1 protein-coding gene is annotated in these 646 nt (G+C 49.7%); it reads left to right on the top strand.

Annotated features, from left to right (window positions below):
• Positions 1-646: histidine kinase dimerization/phospho-acceptor domain-containing protein (locus E5342_RS19135; protein ID WP_282593913.1), on the top strand; the 646-nt coding region annotated here is incomplete at both ends.

Below are 646 nucleotides of genomic sequence, written 5' to 3' on the forward strand. Positions count from 1 at the left end.
AAACCGAAGCGGAAAGGATTTCTCGGCATATTCGGCAAGAAAGAAAAGCCAAAGCCAACCGTGACCACAACAATGCTCCGTTCCCTCGACCGGGACATGATAGCCGAGCAACGGGCGCAAAGCCGCCGTCTGTCGGAATATACCGACAGCCTTGCGGCACGAAACGCGGAACTTAACCGGCAACTGCACGGATTTATACGCCAGATGGATAAAAATGTGCAAGCCGATCTGCAAAAACGGGAAGCCGAGATAACCGCAATGAGGGAACAGTCGTTTATGCAGATAGGTAGCCTGACAGGATTCGTCCTCCTTCTGCTGGCAATCTCATATATCATCATACACCGTAATGCCAACCGAATCAAACGGTACAAACAGAAAACGACTGATTTAATAGGACAGTTGCAACAGTCGGTAGAGCAAAACGAGGCTCTGATAGCCTCCCGCAAGAAAGCGGTGCATACCATCACCCATGAACTGCGCACACCTTTAACGGCAATAATCGGTTATACTGCGTTGATGGAAAAAGGGAATGATGCGGATAAAAAAGAGCGATATGTCCGTAATATCCGGCAATCCTCCGACCGTATGCGAGAAATGCTCAACACCCTGCTGAGTTTCTTCCGGCTGGACAATGGCAAGGAGCAGC

The organism is Parabacteroides distasonis, assembly GCF_004793765.1.
Taxonomy (GTDB): domain Bacteria; phylum Bacteroidota; class Bacteroidia; order Bacteroidales; family Tannerellaceae; genus Parabacteroides; species Parabacteroides distasonis_A.